Raw genomic sequence first — 5,965 nt, forward strand, 5'->3', positions numbered from 1 at the left:
AAAAAAGTCCTCTAATCTTACGATTGAGGACTTAAAAAAAAACTGGCGGCGACCTACTCTCCCGCTTTCGCAGTACCATCGGCGCTGGTGGGCTTAACTTCTGTGTTCGGAATGGGAACAGGTGAGCCCCACCGCTAAAACCACCCTAAAGGTTGTATATGAGTTGATGGGTTATGGTTGATCGTTGTTAGTTTTTACTATCAACTGTCAACATTTTACTATCAACTTTTTTATCGGTAAATTTCATCACAAAGGCAAAACCAGTATTGCACTTATAAGGCTTGTTGTTGGCGTCTGGCTTTTAGCTAATAGCTATTGGCCAATTGCCATAAGCAACACTTATAGGCTATAAATCTACGGGTAATTAGTACTACTCGGCTATGCTGTTACCAACTTTACACCTGTAGCCTATCGACGTTGTCATCTCCAACGACCCTTAAAAGATGTCTCATCTTGAGGCGAGTTTCGCACTTATATGCTTTCAGTGCTTATCTCTTCCAAACGTAGCTACTCAGCGGTGCACCTGGCGGTACAACTGATACACCAGAGGTTTGTTCAATTCGGTCCTCTCGTACTAGAATCAAGCCCTCTCAAACATCTAACGCCCGCAATAGATAGAGACCGAACTGTCTCACGACGTTCTGAACCCAGCTCGCGTGCCACTTTAATGGGCGAACAGCCCAACCCTTGGGACCTTCTCCAGCCCCAGGATGTGACGAGCCGACATCGAGGTGCCGAACCTCCCCGTCGATGTGAGCTCTTGGGGGAGACTAGCCTGTTATCCCCGGAGTACCTTTTATCCTATGAGCGATGGCCCTTCCATACGGAACCACCGGATCACTATGTCCTGCTTTCGCACCTGATCGACTTGTAGGTCTCACAGTCAAGCACCCTTATGCCATTACACTCTACGCACGGTTACCAAGCGTGCTGAGGGTACCTTTGAAAGCCTCCGTTACTCTTTTGGAGGCGACCACCCCAGTCAAACTACCCACCACGCAATGTCCTTCTAAAAGAAGTTAGGCTCCAAGTAAGTAAAGGGTGGTATTTCAACGTTGACTCCACAAGCACTAGCGTGCCCGCTTCAAAGTCTCCCACCTATCCTACACATTACTTACTCAAAGTCAATACGAAGTTATAGTAAAGGTTCACAGGGTCTTTTCGTCCCATTGCGGGTAATCGGCATCTTCACCGATACTACAATTTCACCGAGCTCGTGGCTGAGACAGTGCCCAGATCGTTACACCATTCGTGCAGGTCGGAACTTACCCGACAAGGAATTTCGCTACCTTAGGACCGTTATAGTTACGGCCGCCGTTTACTGGGGCTTCAGTCAAACGCTTCGCTTACGCTAACGCCCTTCCTTAACCTTCCAGCACCGGGCAGGTGTCAGACCCTATACAGCATCTTTCGATTTAGCAGAGTCCTGTGTTTTTGATAAACAGTCGCCTGGGCCTCTTCACTGCGGCCAGCATTGCTGCTGGCGTCTCTTCTTCCGAAGTTACGAGACTATTTTGCCTAGTTCCTTAGCCACGACTCACTCGAGCACCTTAGGATTCTCTCCTCGACTACCTGTGTCGGTTTTGGTACGGGTTGCTTCACTTCGGCTTTTCTTGGAAGCGAGTTCACTACAGCAGCTTCGCCCGAAGGCTAGGCCTTGACTATTCCGTCAGTCTCCAGTAGCTACGTCACTCCGTCCCCTTTTTAGTGTGAGCAAGTATGGGAATATTAACCCATTGTCCATCCACTACCCCTTTCGGGTTCGCGTTAGGTCCCGACTAACCCTCAGCTGATTAGCATGGCTGAGGAAACCTTAGTCTTTCGGTGAGGGGGTTTCTCGCCCCCTTTATCGTTACTTATGCCTACATTTTCTTTTCTGTCCGCTCCACAATACCTCACGATACTGCTTCGGCGCAAACAGAATGCTCCCCTACCAGATATAATAAATTATAAATCCATAGCTTCGGTAATATGCTTATGCCCGATTATTATCCATGCCGAACCGCTCGACTAGTGAGCTGTTACGCACTCTTTAAATGAATGGCTGCTTCCAAGCCAACATCCTAGCTGTCAATGCAGTTCAACCGCGTTGCTTCAACTTAGCATATATTTGGGGACCTTAGCTGTTGGTCTGGGTTCTTTCCCTCTCGGACATGGACCTTAGCACCCATGCCCTCACTGCCGACCATCATTTATTAGCATTCGGAGTTTGTCAGGAATTGGTAGGATTTGACTCCCCCGCATCCAATCAGTCGCTCTACCTCTAATAAACTATATATCGACGCTGCACCTAAATGCATTTCGGGGAGTACGAGCTATCTCCCAGTTTGATTGGCCTTTCACCCCTACCCACAGGTCATCCGAAGACTTTTCAACGTCAACCGGTTCGGTCCTCCACTTTGTGTTACCAAAGCTTCAACCTGCCCATGGGTAGATCACAAGGTTTCGCGTCTAATCCTACTAACTATGCGCCCTATTCAGACTCGCTTTCGCTCCGGCTCCGGACCTGAAGTCCTTAACCTCGCTAGTAAAATTAACTCGTAGGCTCATTATGCAAAAGGCACGCCGTCACACCCTAATGGTGCTCCGACCGCTTGTAGGCGTACGGTTTCAGGTTCTATTTCACCCTTCTATTCGAAGTGCTTTTCACCTTTCCTTCACAGTACTTGTTCACTATCGGTCTTTCAGGAGTATTTAGCCTTGGAGGATGGTCCCCCCATATTCAGACAGGATTTCACGTGTCCCGCCCTACTCATTTATCATCTTAATATACCTTTCAAATACGGGGCTATCACCCTCTATGGCTGTTCTTTCCAGAACATTCTTCTAAATATATAAAGACTTTTGGGCTAATCCGCTTTCGCTCGCCACTACTTACGGAATCTCTTCGATTTCTTTTCCTCAGGGTACTTAGATGTTTCAGTTCTCCTGGTTTGCTCCTCTTACGAGGTGACATGTCTTCAACATGCCGGGTTGCCCCATTCGGACATCTCGGGATCAATTCGTGTGTGCCAATCCCCCGAGCTTTTCGCAGCTTACCACGTCCTTCTTCGCCTCTGAAAGCCTAGGCATCCGCCATACGCCCTTAACGATTTCTTTCCTATTTTTAGGTTACTCAAGCACTTATAAGTGCTCGGTTTTCTCTTTGTGATGTCTTTACCGTTAATGTCAATGATCTTTATGCTTGTACTTAAGTAAAATGTAAAATGTAGTAATGACGGCTCCGTCACTATGTAGTATACATTTCCTTATATTACCCTCGTACATCATACGCTGCACTTTCGTACATCATACAATATGTAGAGAATAAGGGAGTCGAACCCTTGACCTTCCCGATGAATCGGGATGATCTAGCCCCTATCGGCTATAATCCTTTGATCTTTTTTAAATATCTTCTGTTCTTGTTATATTGCTATAACTTGGTGGAGAATAAGGGAGTCGAACCCTTGACCTTCCCGATGAATCGGGATGATCTAGCCCCTATCGGCTATAATCCTTTGATCTTTTTTAAATATCTTCTGTTCTTGTTATATTGCTATAACTTGGTGGAGAATAAGGGAGTCGAACCCTTGACCTCCTGCGTGCAAGGCAGGCGCTCTAGCCAGCTGAGCTAATTCCCCCTCTAGGTGCTGTTGGCGATTTGCTCCTTGCTTTTGGCTTTATTGCCATCAGCTATAAGCTATTTACCAGCCGCCTTAATTAGTAGTCTCGGGCAGGCTCGAACTGCCGACCTCTACATTATCAGTGTAGCGCTCTAACCAGCTGAGCTACGAGACTCTTTGTGTTCCGAGTTTCGTGTTTCTGGTTACGTGTTCCGTATCCATTAACTCGTATCCCGTATCTCTGTCCCTGTTACTAATTTCTAGTGGGTTTTATTTTTATATATCAACCAAATAAAAAACTAAAGCTTCTCTTTAAGTAAGTTCTTGTGTATCCTAGGATACTAATTTTGTTTAACGTCATAAGACGCTCTAAAATGAGATGTTCCAGCCGCACCTTCCGGTACGGCTACCTTGTTACGACTTAGCCCTAGTTACCTGTTTTACCCTAGGCAGCTCCTGTTACGGTCACCGACTTCAGGTACCCCAGACTTCCATGGCTTGACGGGCGGTGTGTACAAGGCCCGGGAACGTATTCACCGCGCCATGGCTGATGCGCGATTACTAGCGATTCCAGCTTCATAGAGTCGAGTTGCAGACTCCAATCCGAACTGAGACCGGCTTTCGAGATTTGCATCACATCGCTGTGTAGCTGCCCTCTGTACCGGCCATTGTATTACGTGTGTGGCCCAAGACGTAAGGGCCGTGATGATTTGACGTCATCCCCACCTTCCTCTCTACTTGCGTAGGCAGTCTCACTAGAGTCCCCAACTTAATGATGGCAACTAGTGACAGGGGTTGCGCTCGTTGCAGGACTTAACCTAACACCTCACGGCACGAGCTGACGACAACCATGCAGCACCTTGAAAAATGTCCGAAGAAGGATCTATTTCTAAATCTGTCATTTCCCATTTAAGTCTTGGTAAGGTTCCTCGCGTATCATCGAATTAAACCACATAATCCACCGCTTGTGCGGGCCCCCGTCAATTCCTTTGAGTTTCATTCTTGCGAACGTACTCCCCAGGTGGCTAACTTATCACTTTCGCTTAGTCTCTGAATCCGAAAACCCAAAAACGAGTTAGCATCGTTTACGGCGTGGACTACCAGGGTATCTAATCCTGTTCGCTCCCCACGCTTTCGTCCATCAGCGTCAGTTAAGACATAGTAACCTGCCTTCGCAATTGGTGTTCTAAGTAATATCTATGCATTTCACCGCTACACTACTTATTCCAGCTACTTCTACCTTACTCAAGACCTGCAGTATCAATGGCAGTTTCATAGTTAAGCTATGAGATTTCACCACTGACTTACAGATCCGCCTACGGACCCTTTAAACCCAATAAATCCGGATAACGCTTGCACCCTCCGTATTACCGCGGCTGCTGGCACGGAGTTAGCCGGTGCTTATTCGTATAGTACCTTCAGCTAGATACACGTATCTAGGTTTATCCCTATACAAAAGAAGTTTACAACCCATAGGGCCGTCGTCCTTCACGCGGGATGGCTGGATCAGGCTCTCACCCATTGTCCAATATTCCTCACTGCTGCCTCCCGTAGGAGTCTGGTCCGTGTCTCAGTACCAGTGTGGGGGATCACCCTCTCAGGCCCCCTAAAGATCACTGACTTGGTAGGCCGTTACCCTACCAACTATCTAATCTTGCGCGTGCCCATCTCTATCCACCGGAGTTTTCAATAATCAATGATGCCATCAATTATATTATGGGGTATTAATCTTCCTTTCGAAAGGCTATCCCCCTGATAAAGGCAGGTTGCACACGTGTTCCGCACCCGTACGCCGCTCTCTCTATTCCGAAGAATAAATACCGCTCGGCTTGCATGTGTTAGGCCTCCCGCTAGCGTTCATCCTGAGCCAGGATCAAACTCTCCATTGTATGTTTGTCTGACTCACTCAAAGTTTTGACGCTTTAGTTTTTCCTTACTTGGTTGTTATATTGTATGTCAATGATCTTCTTGTCTTACGCTTCCTACTCAGCTACTTTCTGTCGTTTTCGCTATCCGTATTTGCGTGTGCAAAAGTAATTGTTATTTTTTAATTGACCAAATGTTTTCTCAAGAATTTTTAAAGTTTTTTGATGACCTTAATCTCTCTATTCACACCCCCTCAATCCTACTCCTGCGCTTCCCGTTTTACCGGACTGCAAAGATACAAATCTTTTTTATTTCTGCAACTTTATTTTTAAAAAGTTTTTAAAATAAAAGCTACCTGTTTGTGATCCGTATCTCCTATTATGCATATAATCTATCTTGCGATTTTTTATATATAATAAAAGTAGTTCTTTCTAATTATGCTTACCCAAAAGCTCTTCTGCGCTTACCAAACAACTCTCGTTTTTCAGTGGGGCAAA

The 5,965-nt window shown here is 46.3% G+C and carries 3 tRNA genes and 3 rRNA genes; all 6 read right to left on the reverse strand.

What is annotated here, in order from left to right:
• Positions 1-40 precede the first annotated feature (40 nt).
• The 6 genes from rrf to BM371_RS20245 all read right to left on the reverse strand — a co-directional run bounded on the left by rrf (position 41) and on the right by BM371_RS20245 (position 5,491).
• Positions 41-148 (reverse strand): 5S ribosomal RNA (rrf, locus tag BM371_RS20220).
• Between the two features lie 196 nt (positions 149-344).
• A 23S ribosomal RNA gene (locus tag BM371_RS20225) occupies positions 345-3,099 on the reverse strand.
• 201 nt (positions 3,100-3,300) lie between these two features.
• Positions 3,301-3,376, reverse strand: a tRNA-OTHER gene (locus BM371_RS20620).
• Positions 3,377-3,543: 167 nt separating this feature from the next.
• Positions 3,544-3,620 (reverse strand) — tRNA-Ala (locus tag BM371_RS20235).
• Between the two features lie 83 nt (positions 3,621-3,703).
• Positions 3,704-3,777, reverse strand: a tRNA-Ile gene (locus BM371_RS20240).
• A 197-nt stretch (positions 3,778-3,974) separates the two neighbouring features.
• Positions 3,975-5,491 (reverse strand): 16S ribosomal RNA (locus BM371_RS20245).
• The 16S, 23S and 5S rRNA genes sit together here with 3 tRNA genes alongside, the layout of an rRNA operon.
• Positions 5,492-5,965 lie beyond the last annotated feature (474 nt).

Origin of the sequence: Chryseobacterium formosense (genome assembly GCF_900116415.1) — a bacterium.
Taxonomy (GTDB): Bacteria; Bacteroidota; Bacteroidia; order Flavobacteriales; family Weeksellaceae; genus Chryseobacterium; species Chryseobacterium formosense.